Here is a 19,182-nt window from a genome sequence, read left to right as displayed (position 1 = left end):
CCTGTTCCATCCAGAGCATGGCCACCTCCGTAGCGCATCTTCATTCTTCAGTAAAAGTTACGGTGCCGGGTGCCTCCCGGTGATTCAGAAAGGCTACCACCTGAATCGCGCTTTTGTTCCTGCTGTACCTGTGTAGCCTGGCCCCGTCGCATAGAGGGATTCACCGTGTTCAGAGCATAGCAGCCAGTCGGGCTTTGTTTTCTGACGTCATAAAAAATAGTGAAGCAGGACGTTATCTACTGCTGCAGCCATTGAATCAAAAAACCTGAATTTATTTTTTATAAACTACCGGATACATTTGGGAGAATGTGATTCTGGTTAACAATATTCGCCAATTGACTGACAAAGAGAAGGAAATAACTGAAATGATTGTGCTGAGAAAAAGCCCGATGGCGGCCAGGTTGTTCTGATTAGTCAGGTCAATAGGGGGGAACCGGAAAAACCAGCCCATTTTGTACCAGTAAGCACTTGTTCTGAAGCCAGATAATATCACCTCGACACTACCAGTGTTCCGCACTGGCCCCTGCTTCCGGACAGCTGCGAAACGAAAAAAACAGGTCAAATCGCCAGGTCTGGAAAAAAATCCCGGGACGGTACCCGGGAAAGAGATTCAGTTTCCATTACACCCAAATCCGGAGGAGTTCCGGACCGGAAATAACTATAGACAGAATAAAAGGCGTGTCAAAATTTTTCGATAAATCATGTTTTTGGCAAATGCGCATGGAATATTTTCTTTCAACATGCAGCAGGCTTACCTGGCCTTATGTATCTATGCAATATATTCATTTTTTAAAACTTCGAACCCTGTACGCAATATCCTGAACGAATAGCACCGAGAGCCAACCACAATAAGCAGTCCCGCCCGGCAGACTTTGTGCGCAGACTACATGACTCACCGTCGCAATGAGCTGTTTTATTTACATCCGTACAATCAGGCAGTACGTTACTCGTGGTCGGACCTTAGCTGTGAATACCTGACCCTGCCAGAATTTTTTTCACCGGGCTGTCATGATCCCCTCAGGCGACTACACTCAGATGCGCCTCACCGCCCTTACTCACCTGCAGGCACTTACCGGAGGCATCACCCTGTCCCGCCGCCGGTATGGAAGGTATATCCTGTGCATTGCATTAAGGTGTGAATGTGAATTCTCAGCCTGAAACCCTTCTGTCGCAGAAAAGACTGGCAGCGATAAGCTCCGGATTGTCAGTCTCAGTCCACGCCGGATTAATTAAATGTGTACTTCACGCTACCGCTATGCCGGACGTGCTGATGCTCTGGAAAAATTATGCAAAGAGTTACCGCCCTGACGTTACTGAGATATAAGCACTGGATGGATGCCGGGATGCTCAGCGCCATTGCCGAAACGGACGCGCGCCGTTTCCGCGCTGAACACCGTGAGATGCTCAGGCTCATGTACCACATGCACGCCACTGACATGCTCATTCGTGCCAACCTGAGGGGGGAAGCGCCATATTGGCCGAATATCAGACCGCGCAGGCCGCCTGAGCAAGCAGTCCTGGTGCCGTGCATGCTGGCCTGCTCCGGCTGGTTCATTCAATATGCGGCCGGCATGACGGCGGAAGCCTGGGATCGCCCCATCATTTATCGGCGCAGAGACGAAAAGATGGCGCAGACAAGCCCCCTCAGCCTTATCGAGCAGGTTATACTGCATGGTACGCGACACCGCGGCGCGGTGAGCTGGCTTATCAAAGCGTGTGGCATTCAGCCCCCTCAGGACGTGGTGTCACATTTTCTGCGTAAACAGATGACGTCTTTCGACACAAGGGGCTGAAGGAATGGCGATAATCCCAAAGTTTTGCCGCAAATCCGGCCGTTTCGACAAAATCGGGCGAATTAAGGCATGAGGCCTGCTAATCAATCACTGATAAAGTTGCAGCAGAAAAGTTAACAGACTTACACCCAGAGGTTTCTGGATGAGAACATTCCGAAGGAAAGCGGCCTAATCTTAAATAACAATCTTTGTAAATTATAGGGTTACGGATTAGGCAATGCGATGTTAGATTGGAGTGCGACATTAGCAGTGCTTAACCCCACCTCTGCGAGAGAGCGTTGTTCCGGCGTGAACAAAACAGGCCCACTGATACTCATTAAGTGGGCTTTTTTTTGATAAAAATTTTTGCTCATCACGGTCAGTCATTTCAATTTTAATCCTCTCAGTTTCAGTGCCATTCTTCGCCTGCCTCACACAGCAAATAAGCCGTTTTGTCCTTAATCCGGGGTTTTGATGAGTTATATTTTTCACCGCCGCGAGCCGGAAGATAAAAAGATCATTGTGATAAATGAACAATGGCAGATTACATACTGGATGCTCACTTTACAGACTACGCAGGATAAGCTGGTGAAAGCTCTTAAAACGGTGGGCACAGACCCGGAAACCGTTAAGCGCTATCTCCTACACTGAGCTTTCTGACTTACCCACCTCCCGGTGGGTTTTTTATTTATATCGGGCCGCCGTGAACTGTGGGGGATTAAGAACAGGAAAAAGTGGATAAAGAAATCCCGGGCGGATGGCCCGGGAGCAACAGGAGAAAGCACTTCCGGTCTGAGGCCGGCGATGTTGGATCCTGAGAGCACGTCAGCTATTGCAATACGTCACACTGGTGTTAGCACGAGGAGTAACACACGCGATAAGCTTAACGCCCAACGCACTTTTATCTACCAGCAAGCGTCTGATCTAACGGCGCAGCGGTTTATCCGGCAAATGGCTTAACTCCAGATATGCTCATGCAACGTGCTGATAAAGCCATGTATCAGCAGAAGATGAAGGGAAAAAACGGGTTTCGTTTATCTGAAGAAAGGAATGGTATGGATAAAAAGCAGGATGACATATTCATCTGATCATTATGTACAGGGCGGACGAAATATGACAGGTAACAAAGGAATTTCATGAAAACACCACATCTGCTGATGTCACTCACCTTACCGGTCATGCTTGCGGGTTGCGCGACGCCACCTGCGTCACTCCCAACCGGCGTTGAATACATTAAACCCGTTCCCGGTGAGACCAGTACCGCTTACATGGGTGATGCTGTTATTAAATCGACGACAGGGCTGGTCGGGGATGCACTGGAATTAGGAAGCGCGAAAGGCACCTTCTCAACTGTCGCCTCGGGAACGTATTGCCATGTGGATGGTGATGTGTACCGGAACTACGATAATCCGCTGGCGGTAGGTCTGATTAACATCTATGGCCATGTCGTTAACTACCAGGATTACGTCACCTACGATGCCGCAAAAAAATACAGTCAGCCCGCCAAATCACACGACTTATACATCCTCTGAAATATCGATAAAACGCGTGCCGGATGGAGTCTGTAAATTAAGTAACGCGCCAGTGAAAAGCATTGAGTACAACGGCAATGCCGGGGGGGTGATGAAATTTACCTATCGTGAGATTTCGGTCACTCGAGGAGAAACAACCACTGACTTTACCATTGATGAGAAAGGGAGTGACATCGTCACCTATAAAGGCGCGCGATTCAAAGTCATCAGCGCGGACAACACGGCAATAAAATATACCGTGTTGTCTGGGTTTACCCGAAAAGATAAGTTCTGAATCTACCCCTCTGAGGGGACAGGAACAAAAGAGCCGCCATCCTTTTGGTAAAGGGTCTCTGGGGAAGTTTATGCGTCAGTCTGGGAACAGGCTTTTCAGGGTGCGTAATTTCCCCAGATTTTCCCTCAATGCTAAAACATAGGGATTGGGCGAAGAACACTGCGGCATTCGCTGGCCAGAAAAGTCACGACATTCGCCACCTCGTGGGGTTTGGCTAAGCGGATTGGTAGCGAGCTTGTAACTTATCCAGGAACCCAAACAAGACCTGATTCATTTCGCTGTAATCGTGTGCGCGAAGTTCTTCAGGTGAGTTGACGAAGCGATATTCTGCGGCGCGGCTCAGGTCCTTTTCGGAATGCGCGATCAGCAGGTCAACAACATCCAGCGTCAATTCCATATGGCATTGGAAACCAAATACGCGATCTGAGTACGCAATGATCTGGCGCGGGCATCCCTCACTGTAAGCGATGATTTTTGCATCCGGGGTCAGGCCCGGCATGTCATTGTGCCAATGCCCCACTTCTAACGTTTTGGCAAAATGAGAGAACATCTCATCCTTGCTGCCTTCTTCCGTCAGTGTGATCGGGAATTTACCAATCTCTTTTTCAGGGCTGTGAGCGAACGGCGCGCCGAGTGCTTCACCGATGAGCTGTGAGCCGAGGCAAATACCGATGACAGCTTTGTCGGTTTTCACCGCAGAAGCAATCAGCGCCTGCTCAGCTTTCGCATCGAAGTGCGGACATTCTTCACGTGTGGTGGCAGGATCCTGCGGGCCGCCCATGACGATTAGAAAATCAATACCTTCCGCGTCAGCGGGTAACGTATCGCCTGCGTAGACGCGTGAATAAGTGACATCATGACCCTGATTTCTGGCCCATGTTTCATAAGCACCCGGTGCTTCAAAATCTTCATGTACGATGAAATGTACGTGCATTACAGAGAACTCCATAAGTGATATTCAAGCCCTATTGATGGCTTGAATCTGACGTTGCTGTGCCAGAATACCGGCCAGAGATCTAGCAATTGATTCAGTTTCCGGTTCATCAAGGTCAGAAACGGTGATCCTTACCCCAGAGCAGGCATTATCCAGGATGAAACCTTCTCCAGGCCGAATCAACCAGCCCCTGTGCGCCATTTGCATAACCGTTGTCGCGCTGCTTTGTGCTAGCGGAACCCATACGTTCAAGCCATCGTGATGGTCTGAAACCGTGACACCCTGTTGTTGCAATGCACTAACAAGCCGCTGCCGTTGGCCGAGATAACGCTCACGGGCGGCCAGCATTGAGGGTTTAAAGCCAGGCGAACTCATGTAACCCGCTGCCATATCTTGCAGAATATGGCTTACCCAATTGGTTCCGGCATTCAGGCGCTGGCGCAGACGCTGTGAAGTTTCCGCATCGCTTGCCACAAAGGCCATACGTAAATCAGGTCCAAGAAACTTGGACATCGAGCGGATGAGCACCCAGTTACGGGTATTTGCCGGCACAACGTGGTGATATTCCTGTGATGAGAGCAGCGAAAAATGGTCATCCACGATCACCAGTACCTGGGGATAACTTGCCAGCAAGGTACGTATACCTTCAGCCCTGCCCGCACTGAGACCAAATCCGGTTGGATTGTGGGCGCGAGGCGTGATGATTACTGCCTGTACGCCAGCAGAAAGTTGACGTGACAGCGCCTCAATCTGCATTCCTTCCACATCGATTGCCACAGGTGCAGCCTCAAGGCGGCTGTGTCGTAGCGTACTGATGCTGCTGAGAAAACAGGGATCTTCGACAGCCACGCGATCGCCCGCAATCAGGTAGCTGGCAAGTACCCTTTCAACGGCATCAACAGCGCCGTTAGTCAGGTTTAAATCAAAAGGGGTGTTCAGATCGGGCTGCAGCCATTCAAGGCCTATTGTTTCAAGCTTCGGGCGAATCAAGGTTTCACCGTACAGACCCGGGGTATTCTCAATATACGTAGCCAGTTGGCTGACCGGGGGGAGAACCGAAGCCGAGGGGTTGCCGCTGGCAAGGTCGCGCAGTACCAGGTCGGGTGCGCTACCTTCGATATCAATGGCTGCGATGGGTTCGCGTACAATCGTGCCGTTTCTGCCTCTCGATATGACAAAACCGGCGTCCGTCAGGCGCTTATATGCCAAAGCAACGGTATTGCGGTTGATACCCAGTTCACTTGCCAGCTCACGTAGAGTAGGCAGAACAGTACCCGGAGCCAGTTCTCCTGCCTGGATCATTGCGCGGATCTGGTCGAAAATATCTCCCGCTGTTTTTCCATTTATCTTCATTGATCTGGTTCAAATAAAAGTTTAGCCTAGGACAATGTTAATAGAGTGCCGAGCCCTTGTCTATACGCTATGAAAAACATCGAAAACAGCACCGAACCCTCTGCAATAACTGATACGCAGCCCCGCCATGAGATGCACAATCGCTGGCCCCGTGCGGAAAGCGTGCAGGATTTCATTGACAACATGGCTGCCGTTCAGTCCCGTATTGATGCCGCCTGCCTGCAAGTTGATGATCACTTCTGGCCCACAGGAGGATAAGGCAATGCTTCCCAATCATCCTGCAAAATAGCGCTCAGGCCGAAGCGCTTATCAGCAAGCTTCAGAGCGTCCTTTGTGCCGAAGACGGATGGACTTCTGTCAGGTGGGTATCTGACCAAGAGAAGCGCATCTTTGAGAGCAGCCCTCTGGCATCAAATTTATCAGCAGTGAAAAACTCTTCCGCAAAGTTTGAATTAATCTCTCTTAAACGCTAATTCCACGCCAGCAGGAAGTGACGGCCGGATGTTTTCGGGGCGCTTGCGCCCCTTTTTATCACACAGTCAGCGTGTCCCTTCCTTGCTCCGACTCACTTGCCTGGTGCTACTTTGCCTCCGCTATCTCAGCGGATGTGATACGCCCGCTCCGGCTGTTCAGATGAACCACATAGATGTCATGGTCCCCAGATTTGATCCAGACACTGGGATCGGATTCAGTGAAACCATACCCTTTAAGCGCTTCCTTTCCAGCAGACAGTTTTTGCCCCGTAACACTGTCCCGTAGAAATTCCGTCACCTCATGGCGTTCTCTATTTGCCGCTGCCTGAAGAGTTTGCATCGCCGCTTTGTTTTGGGCTTTGCTCTTGCGAATATCGCAGCCGTTTCCTGCGGTTTGCTGCATACAGCCCGACCGTTCTAACTGCAGTCGGAAAGCCTGGCTGATGGCGAATGCATTCGAAGCGGCAAATAACAACACCGCCGTCAGCGCAATCAGTGAAAGATTTATCGCTTTATTGATGTTCACTTGGTGATGCCTCCTCAAAAAACCACGTTATCGAAGCCTGGCGATAACGTGTAAATATCGACAGTCGTGTCATAAAAGAGTCGAAACGTCCGACCCTCAGCGAAAAGCCGGATGGTTCGCGTTCTGTCGTCCCACATGATGGCGTCAACCGTGATGCGAAATTTCCCCAGCATCAGGGTATGCCCTTGCTGAAGATGCTCGGCTCGAATGTTGGTCGTCAAAGCGTCAGCCTGTATCTCAGTCATAAACACCTCGCACGTCCTACGTTCACGCTAAATTCAAATCTTGTCAGTGAGGTACTGAAGCACGCAGCACAAGACACCAAGAAACAGTGTGCAAGCTGCAGAAATTGCAAACGGAAGGGGATGTGACGCTATCCACAGATGCAGGGGATGGTCGTCTGGCGCGGCCAGCTCAGCGGCGATCAAACCGACAATCATCGGGACAATGGTCAACAACGCAATGCCACTGAGTGGGGTTAAAATGAACATTTATTTCGCGCCTCGAAAATAGTTTTCGCGCGCATTTTGTGCAAAAAATGCGGGGGTAATTTTGATCTGAATCAAAAACAGATGGGGTGGTTGACCTTCAACTTACGTTTCTTTACGTAAAAAGTAAGCATGTTTTTGTTTCTATTATAGAAATAATTAAGCGATTAGCACAAATATAATTGTGTATTTTGCACTTGCAATCGCATTTGGCATCTCCCAGTTCATGCCGGAAAAAGGGCCGCTGGGGGTGAGCCGGATTGTGCGATCAAGAGTCATGAAATGGATTTGCTAACCATCCGCCGGTGGTCAAAGCGATGCATCGCTGAAGCGTTGGGGGCCACCGGCCCCCACAGCCTGATTAAAATTATTTACCACGATGCAATAACCGCCTACGCAGTATCGCTTCAACTGAGAAAGGGCCTGCTCCGCCAATCACCAGCGCAAGAATACTGGCGATATAAAGCAGATCGGTTTCATAGCCTGGCTGACCAAAATGCGCTCCCATCGCGTCATAGGAAAGCAGTTTAATTGAAGAGAAACCATAGGGTAGATGCGCTGTGAAAATAGCCACCAGCAATATAATAATGGCCGGGATGGCAGCCAATGGAACAAACGCGCCAATCAATATCAATGCACCGCAGAGGATTTCCATGACCACTGTCGCCCATCCCAGTAGTTCAGGAAAAGGAAGGTGCATGGCAACTAATATTCCCACAAAGGCATCCCCTCCACGTAATAACTTCGCGAAGCCATGCTGTAAAAAACCAAAACCGACAATCAACCGTAACGGAATGGCAAAAAAGTTTGCAGGTATAGCGACAGGCGAAACAATAACGCCCGTTAAAATCGAGGATAATTTCATTACACAAACTCTATTTAGATGAAATGACATGTTCACGAATGTGAACAACACTTCCTCAGAGATAAAAATAACGCCAAATATAAAATAATAAACATGTCACATAAGGCGGTAATTTCTTACCGCTCTTAGAGAAATTGTAAAACACACTTTTATCTGACCAAATTTACAAGGGGACAAATATCCTGAAACAAGCGCCTGGCGCCTCTATCAATGAAATATCTCCCTGGTGAAGTTGTAGCATACGTCTGACAATCACCAGGCCTAATCCTCCGTTGTCGCGGCGGGTAGGGTCAATGATGGAAGGACGCTCAAACAGGGTTCCACTGACGGCAGGAGAGATTCCGGGGCCGCTGTCTTCCAGTTCCAGCATCACCTTCTGTTCCTGGCTCCAGATGCGCAGCTTAATCACCCCGCCAGAGGGAGTATGGCGAATAGCATTGTCCACCAGGTTAGTGAGCACGCGCTCGATCATCGACATATCGGCATCCACAAGCGGAATCCCTGGCTCTATGTCGAAATGAAAATCCAATTGAGACTGTTCAATCGCCAGCTCAAATTTTTGCATCACATCCTGTACTAAATCAGAGAGTGAAAAGCGCTCACGCTGCGGCGTCACTACGCCATGCTCCAGACGCGCCAGCTCAAAAAGTTGTTGAGCCAGCATCCCCACCTTCTCACTTTGTGTCAGGGCAATCTGCAAATAGCGGCTACGTTCTATCTGCTTCCTGCCAGCTCGACATTGCATGTCACAGGATGCTCAATGTTAATGGAGGGTAAGAACCGAATTTTTCTGGGCTCTCTCTACTGGACTTAACAGGCGCTCAGTGTAGCCCGGTGACACAGCCCGGATGTTTCTTTCTGCCCATACTGCCTTGGGGATTTTGTTTAAAAAGAAAAAGCGGGACTTGCCTGTCTGTGGAGATCTTTAGTATGGCTATCCGCCGGGTAAAAGGTGTCCCTGTCCGTGCGGATAGCTATTGGTACCCATAATTCCTTAATTCGGATAGGGTGTTAATTCAATGATAACCTGACATCAAGATCGTTGAACGGGCAGCGAACCAAAAGATTGACTGACGGGCATCATTTCAATCGTATTGATATTGATATGAGAGGGAAGAAGCGATACCCATTTAACTGTTTCAGCGATGTCATCAGGCATCAGCGCGTTTGCCCCTTCATAAAGTTTATTCGCGAGGGTTAGTTCGCCGCCAAACCGAATTGTCAAGAATTCCGATCCCCCAACCAAACCGGGCTCGATAGTGGATACCCGAACCCCGGTGCCGATGAGGTCTGCACGTCGGCCCGCTGCGATGACCCGATGTCCGTTTGAAACGAACATTCGTGTAATGGCGGCTCCGAGGCCTGAGGTCGCAGCTGTGACTAAAATTCTCATGACTGGACCTTTAAAATTCTGATTTCAGACACTGCCTTCCTCAACGTAGGAAGCCACACCATTACCGAAAGACCAGTCTGGCTTATCGTTATTTGAAATAAAGACCTGAACATCTTCCTTACGGATCCCGCAATCAGAAAATAGCCGATCTGCTATGCCGTTATACAGCGCCTGTCTCATCGGTGTATCACGCCAGCGGTTAGCTAAGATATGAATGAACACAATGTCATCAGTTCGCTCAAGGTTTAAGAAATTCTGACCGTAGAAAAGGGAATCCTTGTCGTACTGATCAATGACCTGAAAGCGATCTTCAATCGGCACGGTATAGGTCTCTACAAGCGCCTGGTGAACTCCATCTGCTATCGCGCGCAACTGCGCAGGGGTCTTACCTTTAATTAGAGAAATTCTGACGAATGGCATTAGCTTTATCCTCTGGTGGTTTAAGAGACGATGTTTTAATCAGGTAATTACAAGTGATGACAATCTGATCAGGATTGGTGCTGCCCCATGACGCCGATTATGTTAATGGCGTCATTACGGCGGCCTGATAAGCGGGTCGTTGCTTCAGACGGTCATACCAGGTGCGCAGATGTGGCATATCCGCACGTTCGATAGGCATTTCGAACCAGCCGTAAATGAAGCACCCCATTGGGATATCGCTCATGTTAAAGGTGCTACCAGATAAATAGGGTTGTGCTGATAGCGTGTCCTCGACAATGGTCAGCAAATTTTCTACCGTTTTCACCCCATGGCGAATTTTCTCCCAGTCGCGTTGATCTTCAGGAGTTCGTACCACGGCGTTAATGAGGAAGCGAAAAGGCTCAGTTAACGCGGACGTTGTCCAGTCCATCCATTTGTCAGCGGAAGCACGTGTCTGGATATTGTCTGGATAAAGCCCGGAACCAGCACCGTATTGAGCGGTTAAGTAGCGAACGATTGCATTAGACTCCCATAGGATAAACGAGCCGTCCTCCAGTAACGGCACCAGGCCATTTGGATTCTTTTCCAGATAATGTGGTTGATCAGTAATACCAAAAGGGCCACCGGCATTGATAGATTCGTAGGTAAGCGCCAGCTCTTCAGCCGTCCAGATGACTTTACGTACATTTGCAGAGTTTGTTCTGCCCCAGATTTTCAATTTCATGATTTACTTCTCCTAACCGGAAACTTCATATCGAAAGGGAAATCCGCCTCAGGGCCGGCCTTAGATGAATTATGCAGCAGCCCTATCCATCTCAAAAGCCGTAATATATGATGGCTTCCATCGCTTTTTCCGGGAGATAACGATGCATCATGGGTTCGATTTAGAGCAGCTTAAAACGCTCATTGCGTCAGCAGATGCAGGTAGTCTGACGGCGGCGGCAGCATTACGTTTTCGTTCGCAATCAGCGATAAGCGAGCAATTAAATAAGCTTGAAGAGGCCGCTGGGACACAGTTGATGATTCGCAGCAAACAAGGTGTTCAGCCCACCCACGCTGGTGAACGGCTTATAACCCATGCACGTGAAATCCTGGCGCTATCAGATGCGGCATGGCGAGACATGCACGGTGTGTCAGTAGAGGGAGAAGTCAGGATCGGTATTTCTGATTACTTTCAGACTCGGTACATGGTGAGGCTGTTAGCCAAAATTAAGCATCAGTATCCCAATCTGAAGATGTCTACACAGATTGCAAAGAGCGACGACATTGTAAATGCTTACAGTAAAGGCGATGTTGATATCGCAATCATTCTGCGTGCAACAGAGTCTGATCATCCATCGCTGCCTAATGCAGTAGCCCTCCGCAGCGAACCGATGCTATGGGTGGCAGCGCGTGATCAGCCTATTTTTCCTGACCACAACGCCTTTAAAATTGCTTTACTGTCGGAAACTTGTTCACTACACAGACTGGCCCGTAATGAATTGACCCGCCATGGTATTAAGCATACCGTTGCTCACATAGCCTCGGGTGTAGCAGGCCTTCAGGCTGCTGTAGCGGCGGGCCTGGGCATAGGCTGTCTGAATGCTTCGGCAGTCATAGAAGAACAGATGGTTGAAGTGACCGGATTGCCAGCACTTCCGGCAGCCACTATTTTTTTACTGCCGCCTGATCCGCAAAAAGGGCAATTACCCGAGCGTTCAGAGGCGGTGGTACAGGCAGTCGTTGCGACGTTAGCCCCATAAACTTAATGCGATGAAACAAATATGTACGCCTGCGGCGGAAGCGGTGATCTACTGGCGAACAATATACATGTGCGCCTGATGCAGGCACACCAATTTCACATAAGGCATCGGCGGCATCAGGGCTATCGCTTTAAAATGTTTATGAAACGTCGATACGCTAATGCCGGATTCCATCGCCAGTTGAGTCAGCGTCAACGACTTCGCGTCAGTAGCATGGATGCACTGTAACGCTTTGCAGATTTTGCCAAACTGGCCCTGTAAGGCCAGCACGGCACGCATCTCGACCCATTACAATGGAGAGATTTCAAATTATGAAAGATCTCTACCTGCTAATTATGGAATCAAGTAAGGAGATAAATAATTATTTCGAGGCCCGCTTCACGTTCTGAGATTTTTAGCGCCACTTGTCTGTCAGCTGTGTGCCAAATGCAGATGTTGTTTGATTTATACAAGCATGATGTTAAAACGTGAATTCGTCTAGCTTAAATTAAAGCCAACTTCAAAGAGTATAGGGATATTTTTAAAATGAAAACATTAGATTTAGTTCACGATTTTGGCAATAACCGAACTTCCGGAGTAGGTGGGATTTGCAGAGTCAGATGTTACATAAACAAAAAAGATATTATTGTGCTTTTAACCGACCTGGGTTCATTAAACGATGGTCAGTCGGTAACCAATGCAGTAGAAAAGATAATAAGTTCAGTCTATGAACATGGGGTAGTTACACAACCTGCCATTTTCATAGAGCACTATGAAAGAAAATCACATAAGCTTGATACATTTGATATAGTGAACATAAGCCCAAAAACAGAATGGATCTCATTATCAAGAGAAAAAGTATTAGATTTACTCGGTTGTGATGAAGATGAGCTTTCTGAACGCAACATAAACAATAGGAAGGTATATGAGAAAGCCGATAAAATAAGGTACGCTCGAGATCCTTTTAAAGATTCAACTTATATACCATCACCAGAGTTCATTTCTCGTAAGTGCGAAATATTAAACTCTATGATTCCCAAGTCTTCAATTGCTCAGCTAATTGAGTCAGGTGCAAAGGAACAAGATATTCAGCAAGTTATAAAAAAGATTTGTCTTTAATTGCCGAGGCCTACGTCGGTAATAATGAATATATTTGTTTTTCCGAATACCCGTTAGCTGATGGATTAGTGGATTTTGTAATTTTTACAGGCAGATCGCGTATGGATATCATCCTAATTGAAGTGAAAGGATCTAACTTTAACTTAGTTAATGCGAATAACTACGGTTCTTTTAACCATAAAGTTAGAGATGCCGCAGAGCAGATTAAAAAAAGGCTTGGTCTGGTCTATAGGAATTATGAATCGTTTCGGAAAGATGCTCATGAAAAACGAATTAAAGTTTTGTCAGGTGATTTAATCCATAATGCATTCGTCGGACCTGATTCTTGTAAGCAAGTAGACCCAAATAAAGATGTAAATGTTCGCTCTATTGTCATTGGGGGGCGAACAGTAAATGATTTAGAAGAAAGTAAAAAACGCCATGACTATGAAATTCATTCAACTCCACCTATCCGTATTGAATCTTGGGATACTCGGCTTAGGAGATTAACACGATAGTTAATGCCGGAAGATAGAGCCTGTACATAATGAACTTGATGTCCTTTATGTACAGCTCATTGATATGCCACCATTGTTTTGGTAGCAAGCCAAACGTCCGCTCTTCGCTCATTGCTGCCTTTATGGCTTTTACTGCGACACGTGAGAGTTATAAGCGGATTTGCTAGCTAAATGGTAGGCTTTACACTCCCCCAAATCTCACTTTGAGCCCATGCCGTTTTCCAGCACTCCCATGCATTGCTAGTGGCCGGGTCGTCATACTTTCCTTCAATTTTGAGTAAATCGAAACCTTTAGTATCAGCCCAAATTTCAAATCGCTCTTCGCAAGTATTCATCATTAATCACTTACTGCTAGTCAGGTTTTATATAGCGTCTGGACGATTTCATATAAGACAATAACTTGATCCCAGTTCATTGACACACGGCATTGTTAGCAATACTCATGAGGAGTCAACTCCGAACGTCTGCTCCTCGCTCAAAGCAGCCCTTCCCATCTCACCCCCATATCTCTTTCACATCACACATGCATCCCGCGCAATATCTGCACCATACACTCTATCGAACCGAAGCAACGGCCCATTCCGGCCGTCCCTTCCGAAATCTCAGTCAGTTTGCGACTGCTTTTGGCTGGCATCGCCATTCAGAAACGACTTAACCACGGTAGAAAATCGTTCTGGTTGGTCAAGCATGACAAAGTGAAAACTGTTATCGATCTGTGTAAAGTGGATATCGGGTGCAGCAGCATAGGCTTTCCGGTACATCGCCTCGACGCTGGCGGCAGGTACGCCAAATAGAGTGTCATACGCGTATACGACCTCAATCGGCGCGCTGATACGGCTAAGTTCGGGACGCAAATCGGTGACCATCACTTCATACACGGCATCGGCAATGGTTTTACGGTCGGAATGAATCCCCGCCGCCACCAGTGCGGGCCTCAACGCCTCGGTCTTGGCTAAGCGGGCGATGGATACCTTCTGAAACTCGGCGAATTGCTCCGGCGATTGCCCCAAAATCGAATTTCGCATGGCAGTGGCCTGCGGGGCGACAGTTTCGCTGGTCGCTGCAGGATTGAACAATAGCGAATAGAATGGCAAAGCATCAACGACCATCACGCGCCCCACCAGATCAGGATGACGGGCGGCCAGCATCAATGCCATTTCTCCCCCAAGAGAATGGCCGATAATCACCGGGGATTTGATGTGTTGGGCATGAATGTATTCAGCGATGGCGTCAACTGCCGGAGCGATGACCCTCCCGTCCGGGTTGGCAATGACAGGCGTACTCGCAAACCCCGCAAGCTCCACAAGATGAATGCGATGGTTCTTGCGTAAATTTGCAGACAAATCGGCCCAAACGTCCCGCGATGACGCCAGCCCCGGAATCAATATGACGTCCGTTCCCGAGCCTTGCGTCTCCACCGAGATACGCTGCGAATTCGCATGCTCTGGAGTCACAGGCAATGGCTGCGCTGCGGAAGCCGATATCAAGGACGACGCCATTAAAAGCGTTCCACCGATGACGGCGCGGATACTTGCGGTCTTCATTAAACCTCCCTGTTGACGTTAAACGGTGTGAGCAAATCTATAATCAGACTCACGCTAACCCATCGAGCTTCCTACCCTATCAGCTTTCACCCCTTGTTACCCCATTACCAACCCGCCATCGACATACAGCGTTTGCCCGGTGACAAACTCGCTCCATTCTGACGCTAAAAACATCACCGGGCCGGCGACATCCACTGGCTCGGCAATACGGCGCAGTGGTGTTTGTGCGGTGATAAACTCGCGCACGTCTTCCCGCGTGGCGCGGCTGGCATCCGTGGGATACACCAGACCCGGCGCAACGCAGTTAACGCGAATGCCCAGCGGCCCTAGCTCTGCCGCGAGTGAGCGACTGAAGCCAATCAACGCAGACTTCGCCGTGACGTAATCGTGGTAAGGAACAGACGGACGAGCCACTAAATCGCTGGAAAGATTGATAATGCTGCCGCGCGTGCGTGAGCGCATCAACGGCAATGCCGCCTGGCAGACATTGTAGGCCGCGCCAACCGCACCGTTAAATTGGCTTTGGTAGCCCTGCCACGACGTTTCCCAAAAGCGCTGTCGATTGTCGGTATCGAAAACATAGGGCGCGAAAGCATTGTTGACCACCGCGTCCAAGCGACCGCTGTTGTTGGCGATCTGCTCCATCATCGCCGCTACCTGCTCTGGCGAGGTGACATCGGCACGAATCGCCAGAGCTGAACCGCCCAAAGCTTCACAGCGTTTTACCACTTCATTCGCTGCGGCTTCACTGTGCAGGTAGTTCACCACCACCAGCGCGCCCTCAGCGGCGAAAGCCTGCGCGATAGCCGCACCAATGCCCCGGCTCGCGCCCGTCACCAGAATCGTTTGATCAGCAAATTTCATCGTATTACCTCCTGTAAAAAACGTGGATTCAATCCGCATAGGGCGCGAAGCGCTCAGCGGCGGTTTCAGCAGATGCGTCTATTTCCGTAAAAGTGACCAGATCCAGCAGACTAAAGCGACCATCGTGATGCCATCCGGCGGCGGGCGATGTCATGTTGCCAACGGCAGTAATACGGGTGATGCCTGCTTGCCCTAAGCGTGCGGCGAGATGAAACAGTTCATGTGGAGTGGCGGCAACCGCCGCCGTTTGCAGGTAGATTTTCTGCTGCGAAATCAGGGCAATGGCATCATCAATCTCATCAACAGCCACCACTTTAAGCGTGCGTCCGAGTGCGGAAGGAATCAGTGTTTCGGGTCCATCCACCATGACCACGGCCCAGCTATCCGTTGGCTCGCCAAACAGGATGCGATCGCCCTGCAACGCACGAATCTCTTCACGGCTGCGCCAGGCTGCCACGCTGTTCACTTCGGCCGAAGAGAGCGCGCGACGCGGAAATTTGCGCGCCAGCGCCCGCAGTTCATGGGCGATATACTCCGCGAATTCCTGCGGCGTGATGCGTCCACCGCGTGCAACAAACAGCATTTGCGGTGAGTAACAACCCGCCTGGTCATAGCGCATCACGTCATAGGCCACGCGTTGCGCCAACTCGACGCCCTGACGCGTATCCAGCGCCGAACGCGCCACCAACCCCACGCTGATTTTATGACCGTGCGGCAGAAAACGCGTGGTGACCGGCAGTTGCTGCCTGATAGCGGCCAACGCGGCATTGCCTCCGTAAGCCATTACCACGTCAGGCTGCATAAACCAGTGCTTTTCTGCTTCGCCCTCTCCACCTTTCCACCACACCACCGCCAGACACTCGCCAAGCTGGGGATCGATTTCAGCCAGCAGCTGCGCAAACCAGCCCGCCATCAGGGGTTCGGCCCCCGGCAACTTACCCACGGTGCCCGCTTTCACCAATAATCCGCAAATCAGGCTCCAGAGCGGCAAACCCGGTACATTCCCTGCCCAGATATGTAGCAGAAGATCAGGGCCAAACGCCCGCGCAAAACCACCATTGGGCCTTGGTTGAAAATCATCCAGCAGCTGCGGATCGCTAAAGTCTTCGGCCAAAAATCGCTTAAGCTGCGGCTGTCGAAATGTTTTGAGATAACCGCTAAGCCCAAGGCGAATCATCTCGGCATCATAACCGGTGACTATCGGCAATAGCGTTTCGGCTTTGCGGCGCAGGTGATGGTCTCGATCCAGTAAACGCACAGTGGCTTGATCAATTATCGCCACGATCTTTGCCACACTTAGCGTCTTTAGATAAGCGCGAGCATGCTCGCGCACATGTGCGCTCAGAAGCTTTATTTGTGCCGGATTCAGATCGGGAACGTCCACATCCAGTTGCTGGCCGTGATGGCTAAAACTCAACGTGCGCCACTGCACCTCTTCTGGCGACAAACATCCCGGTAGATAACCCGCGACCTCTTTCACACTGCACCCTGCGCAGCAGCCAAAAACTCTTCCATTGCCAGCGAACAGCCCTTTGCATCCGCTCCGGTAACCCGGCCCAGCAGATGGAAACCGCCCGCGACCGCGCGGCCAGCATCTTCCGTCAGCAAAGCAGAAACCGAATTGAAATGAGCCAGATCATGGTGCACCAGCACGCCAATCTCACCTTCCGCCACCTCTTCGCCGCTGAGTGGATTGACCACGCGGGTGCGGATCCAGTGCGGGCCAGATTTCACCGAAGGACAAGCAACGTTACCGTCATCATAAAACTGGCTGCTCAGTTCGGTCATGCCGTACATGTTGATGCAGTGCGTGCGCGGTACGCCCAGCGCCGCACTCAGTTCGGTGTAAAACTGCTCGGCCTCAATCTCGCGTGATTGGCCCTTAAACCCGCCGGTATCTAAAATGCGGCTGCCTGCGGGGAGCGCAAAACTTCGCCGTTGACGCTGCATCTCGTCCAGCAGATGGACAAAGCTGTAGCTCGCGCCCAGCAGCGCATAGGGTTCATCTCGCGCTTCCGCCTGTTCCAGTGCAGCAAAAAGGCGATCCATCGCGATACCCCCGTCATCCAGCAGCACTTCACTCTCCGCGGTGCCGAATCTCTCCATCGCTAGCGTGAGATAGTGTGCCAGCGAAGAGTTGGGCAGCACCTGGTTATCGGGGAATAAAATGCCCATGCGGATGCGCTCATTGCCCGCCATAAAGCGCTGGCGAAAATTCTGCGTCATTGAGCATTTCCAGACATCGAGTGTCGGATGATAGCTGCGACCTTTCACCGTGCCCGTGGTACCGCTGGTCATAAACACGGCTTCGACGTCATCGCTGGCATGGCAACTCAGGGTCAGATCCTTAAAGGCGGTGATGGGAATCGCCGGGATGGCACGCCAGTTTTTGACCGTAAACGGCGTGCGGCCACGCTGCATAGCGAAGCGGCGATAAGGGAGGTTGTGTTCAAATTGGTACGCGAAGACGGCAAGCGCCATGCGATTAAAGTCGTCGTCGGTTGTATCCTGACGCTGTAGAAAGGTGAGCAAAGCGTCGATCAAAGCAGCTTCAGTCATGGGCGAGTCCACCTGTTGCGATTGCGCGAAATCTCTCAGGCCGGGCCTGATGAGTAGGATCTGTCCGCTACAAGCACAAAGATGGAATCAGGGCGCAGTGTCGCCCTGTGTTCCGCTCCCTACGCCGGTATTAGCCGGATCAGGTTCGTAGGGTCACTACGTTGCCAACGCGTAAAACGCTGGCGGGTAGAATCTCAGCCCGCTAACCGGGCACCCCCTGGAACAGGTCGCAGTCAATCAAAAGGCCACACAATAAAATGTCAATCAACGCACTGATTTTATTGGGCTTACTTTAAATCTACTGCTGACGATTGTTAAAGGTTAAACCATTTACTGTTTTAACACACTGATCTTTTGAGTTGATCCGGCGCACTTCCATTGTTTCCCGCTTCAGGGTGATGCGTTGATCAATGTGAACGGTCCTTCTGAGTGATAAGGCTGTGAGGTTTTATCATCAGCACCCCATTAACCTCAGTCTCAATGATGGAAATATTGTCATGGAATTGCCACACTTCAAGCATTAACAAATTCTTAACCAGGTTATTTGTTGTACTTAGGCTTTATTGCACGGTTTATTTGTCTGAGTGCGAATGCAATAAATCTCACAGGCATTAATTTTGCTATGTAATATTCAGATAATCTCCCGATCATTATCAGATAATGCCCCTATCCCAGCAGCAAAACACATCAACTCATTTCAACTAAACGCTTATAAATCCCCTTGATTTTTCGTTAGTTAGACCAGAGACTGTTCGTGAAACAGAGCAGAATTTCACGCGCAGATTGAGACACTGTGTGCTTTGGGGATAATTTTGTGCGCGTCTGGTTATGAGGTATATTTCCAGAGT

20 protein-coding genes, 2 pseudogenes and 1 riboswitch are annotated in these 19,182 nt (G+C 49.8%); of the genes and pseudogenes, 8 read left to right on the top strand and 14 right to left on the bottom strand.

The genetic code is table 11. The features are described from left to right. The first annotated feature begins 1,286 nt into the window (after window positions 1-1,286). From VH86_RS08720 to VH86_RS26100, 4 genes are all read left to right on the top strand, one after another. Entirely contained in the window at window positions 1,287-1,793 is a 507-nt protein-coding gene (locus VH86_RS08720; RefSeq protein ID WP_045832627.1) for a DinB family protein, read from the top strand. 453 nt (window positions 1,794-2,246) lie between these two features. After that, window positions 2,247-2,423, top strand: coding sequence for a DUF3606 domain-containing protein (locus VH86_RS25030; protein WP_072050593.1), 177 nt, complete (start codon window positions 2,247-2,249; stop codon window positions 2,421-2,423). Window positions 2,424-2,908: 485 nt separating this feature from the next. Further along, the gene (locus tag VH86_RS26105; RefSeq protein WP_045832626.1) at window positions 2,909-3,304 is read left to right on the top strand and encodes a hypothetical protein; all 396 of its coding nucleotides are present in this window, start codon (window positions 2,909-2,911) and stop codon (window positions 3,302-3,304) included. 91 nt (window positions 3,305-3,395) lie between these two features. Further along, window positions 3,396-3,578 carry a hypothetical protein gene (locus VH86_RS26100; protein WP_045832636.1) on the top strand — a complete coding sequence of 61 codons (183 nt, stop codon included), beginning with the start codon at window positions 3,396-3,398 and terminating at the stop codon, window positions 3,576-3,578. A gap of 214 nt (window positions 3,579-3,792) precedes the next feature. Here the strand turns inward: VH86_RS26100 and VH86_RS08705 are convergent, their stop codons facing one another. Then, window positions 3,793-4,512: a type 1 glutamine amidotransferase gene (locus VH86_RS08705; protein WP_045832625.1), complete on the bottom strand. Its 720-nt coding sequence runs from the start codon at window positions 4,510-4,512 to the stop codon at window positions 3,793-3,795. Between the two features lie 24 nt (window positions 4,513-4,536). Beyond that, the gene (gene ptsJ, locus VH86_RS08700; protein WP_045832624.1) at window positions 4,537-5,865 is read right to left on the bottom strand and encodes a transcriptional regulator PtsJ; all 1,329 of its coding nucleotides are present in this window, start codon (window positions 5,863-5,865) and stop codon (window positions 4,537-4,539) included. A gap of 69 nt (window positions 5,866-5,934) precedes the next feature. On the opposite strand from ptsJ, the gene VH86_RS08695 reads away from it, so the two are divergent. Further along, window positions 5,935-6,123, top strand: coding sequence for a hypothetical protein (locus VH86_RS08695; RefSeq protein ID WP_045832623.1), 189 nt, complete (start codon window positions 5,935-5,937; stop codon window positions 6,121-6,123). A 321-nt stretch (window positions 6,124-6,444) separates the two neighbouring features. Here the strand turns inward: VH86_RS08695 and VH86_RS24690 are convergent, their stop codons facing one another. The 7 genes and pseudogenes from VH86_RS24690 to VH86_RS08655 form a co-directional block, all read right to left on the bottom strand. Then, the gene (locus VH86_RS24690; RefSeq protein ID WP_052696588.1) at window positions 6,445-6,864 is read right to left on the bottom strand and encodes a hypothetical protein; all 420 of its coding nucleotides are present in this window, start codon (window positions 6,862-6,864) and stop codon (window positions 6,445-6,447) included. Window positions 6,865-7,142: 278 nt separating this feature from the next. Beyond that, window positions 7,143-7,355: a hypothetical protein gene (locus tag VH86_RS08680; protein WP_045816593.1), complete on the bottom strand. Its 213-nt coding sequence runs from the start codon at window positions 7,353-7,355 to the stop codon at window positions 7,143-7,145. Between the two features lie 364 nt (window positions 7,356-7,719). Continuing rightward, window positions 7,720-8,217 (bottom strand): DoxX family protein, encoded by a 498-nt coding sequence (locus VH86_RS08675; RefSeq protein ID WP_045816600.1) that lies wholly within the window; start codon window positions 8,215-8,217, stop codon window positions 7,720-7,722. 163 nt (window positions 8,218-8,380) lie between these two features. Continuing rightward, window positions 8,381-8,932: pseudogene (locus VH86_RS08670) on the bottom strand (sensor histidine kinase); the annotation flags it as partial. Window positions 8,933-9,250: 318 nt separating this feature from the next. Beyond that, entirely contained in the window at window positions 9,251-9,610 is a 360-nt protein-coding gene (locus tag VH86_RS08665; RefSeq protein ID WP_052696586.1) for a hypothetical protein, read from the bottom strand. A 24-nt stretch (window positions 9,611-9,634) separates the two neighbouring features. Next, window positions 9,635-10,030 (bottom strand): tautomerase family protein, encoded by a 396-nt coding sequence (locus VH86_RS08660; RefSeq protein WP_045832621.1) that lies wholly within the window; start codon window positions 10,028-10,030, stop codon window positions 9,635-9,637. Window positions 10,031-10,127: 97 nt separating this feature from the next. Then, the gene (locus tag VH86_RS08655) at window positions 10,128-10,754 is read right to left on the bottom strand and encodes a glutathione S-transferase family protein (RefSeq protein WP_045832620.1); all 627 of its coding nucleotides are present in this window, start codon (window positions 10,752-10,754) and stop codon (window positions 10,128-10,130) included. A gap of 64 nt (window positions 10,755-10,818) precedes the next feature. On the opposite strand from VH86_RS08655, the gene VH86_RS08650 reads away from it, so the two are divergent. Continuing rightward, the gene (locus tag VH86_RS08650; protein WP_082082841.1) at window positions 10,819-11,772 is read left to right on the top strand and encodes a LysR family transcriptional regulator; all 954 of its coding nucleotides are present in this window, start codon (window positions 10,819-10,821) and stop codon (window positions 11,770-11,772) included. 51 nt (window positions 11,773-11,823) lie between these two features. Here VH86_RS08650 and VH86_RS08645 read toward each other — a convergent pair. Next, window positions 11,824-12,051: pseudogene (locus tag VH86_RS08645) on the bottom strand (AraC family transcriptional regulator); the annotation flags it as partial. A 246-nt stretch (window positions 12,052-12,297) separates the two neighbouring features. On the opposite strand from VH86_RS08645, the gene VH86_RS08640 reads away from it, so the two are divergent. Further along, entirely contained in the window at window positions 12,298-12,870 is a 573-nt protein-coding gene (locus VH86_RS08640; protein ID WP_045832617.1) for a hypothetical protein, read from the top strand. Beyond that, window positions 12,861-13,367: a Shedu immune nuclease family protein gene (locus VH86_RS25025; protein ID WP_072050592.1), complete on the top strand. Its 507-nt coding sequence runs from the start codon at window positions 12,861-12,863 to the stop codon at window positions 13,365-13,367. The genes VH86_RS08640 and VH86_RS25025 overlap by 10 nt, the downstream gene beginning before the upstream one ends. 602 nt (window positions 13,368-13,969) lie before the next feature. On the opposite strand, the gene VH86_RS08635 is transcribed toward VH86_RS25025, so the two are convergent. From VH86_RS08635 to VH86_RS08620, 4 genes are all read right to left on the bottom strand, one after another. Beyond that, window positions 13,970-14,911, bottom strand: coding sequence for an alpha/beta fold hydrolase (locus tag VH86_RS08635; RefSeq protein ID WP_045832616.1), 942 nt, complete (start codon window positions 14,909-14,911; stop codon window positions 13,970-13,972). 96 nt (window positions 14,912-15,007) lie between these two features. After that, window positions 15,008-15,775 (bottom strand): 3-oxoacyl-ACP reductase, encoded by a 768-nt coding sequence (locus VH86_RS08630; RefSeq protein WP_045832615.1) that lies wholly within the window; start codon window positions 15,773-15,775, stop codon window positions 15,008-15,010. 28 nt (window positions 15,776-15,803) lie between these two features. Continuing rightward, a complete protein-coding gene (locus tag VH86_RS08625; RefSeq protein WP_045832614.1) occupies window positions 15,804-17,255 on the bottom strand; it encodes an acyl-CoA reductase in 1,452 nt (483 codons plus the stop codon). Next, window positions 17,252-18,334, bottom strand: coding sequence for an AMP-binding protein (locus VH86_RS08620; RefSeq protein ID WP_045832613.1), 1,083 nt, complete (start codon window positions 18,332-18,334; stop codon window positions 17,252-17,254). The genes VH86_RS08625 and VH86_RS08620 overlap by 4 nt, the downstream gene beginning before the upstream one ends. Before the next feature lie 98 nt (window positions 18,335-18,432). After that, a riboswitch (TPP riboswitch) is annotated at window positions 18,433-18,562 on the bottom strand. Window positions 18,563-19,182 lie beyond the last annotated feature (620 nt).

The sequence above is a fragment of the Pantoea sp. BL1 genome (genome assembly GCF_000963985.1).
Classification (GTDB): domain Bacteria; phylum Pseudomonadota; class Gammaproteobacteria; order Enterobacterales; family Enterobacteriaceae; genus Pantoea; species Pantoea rwandensis_B.
Note: the sequence above shows the minus strand (reverse complement) of the source record. Positions and strands in the feature narration are given on the sequence as shown.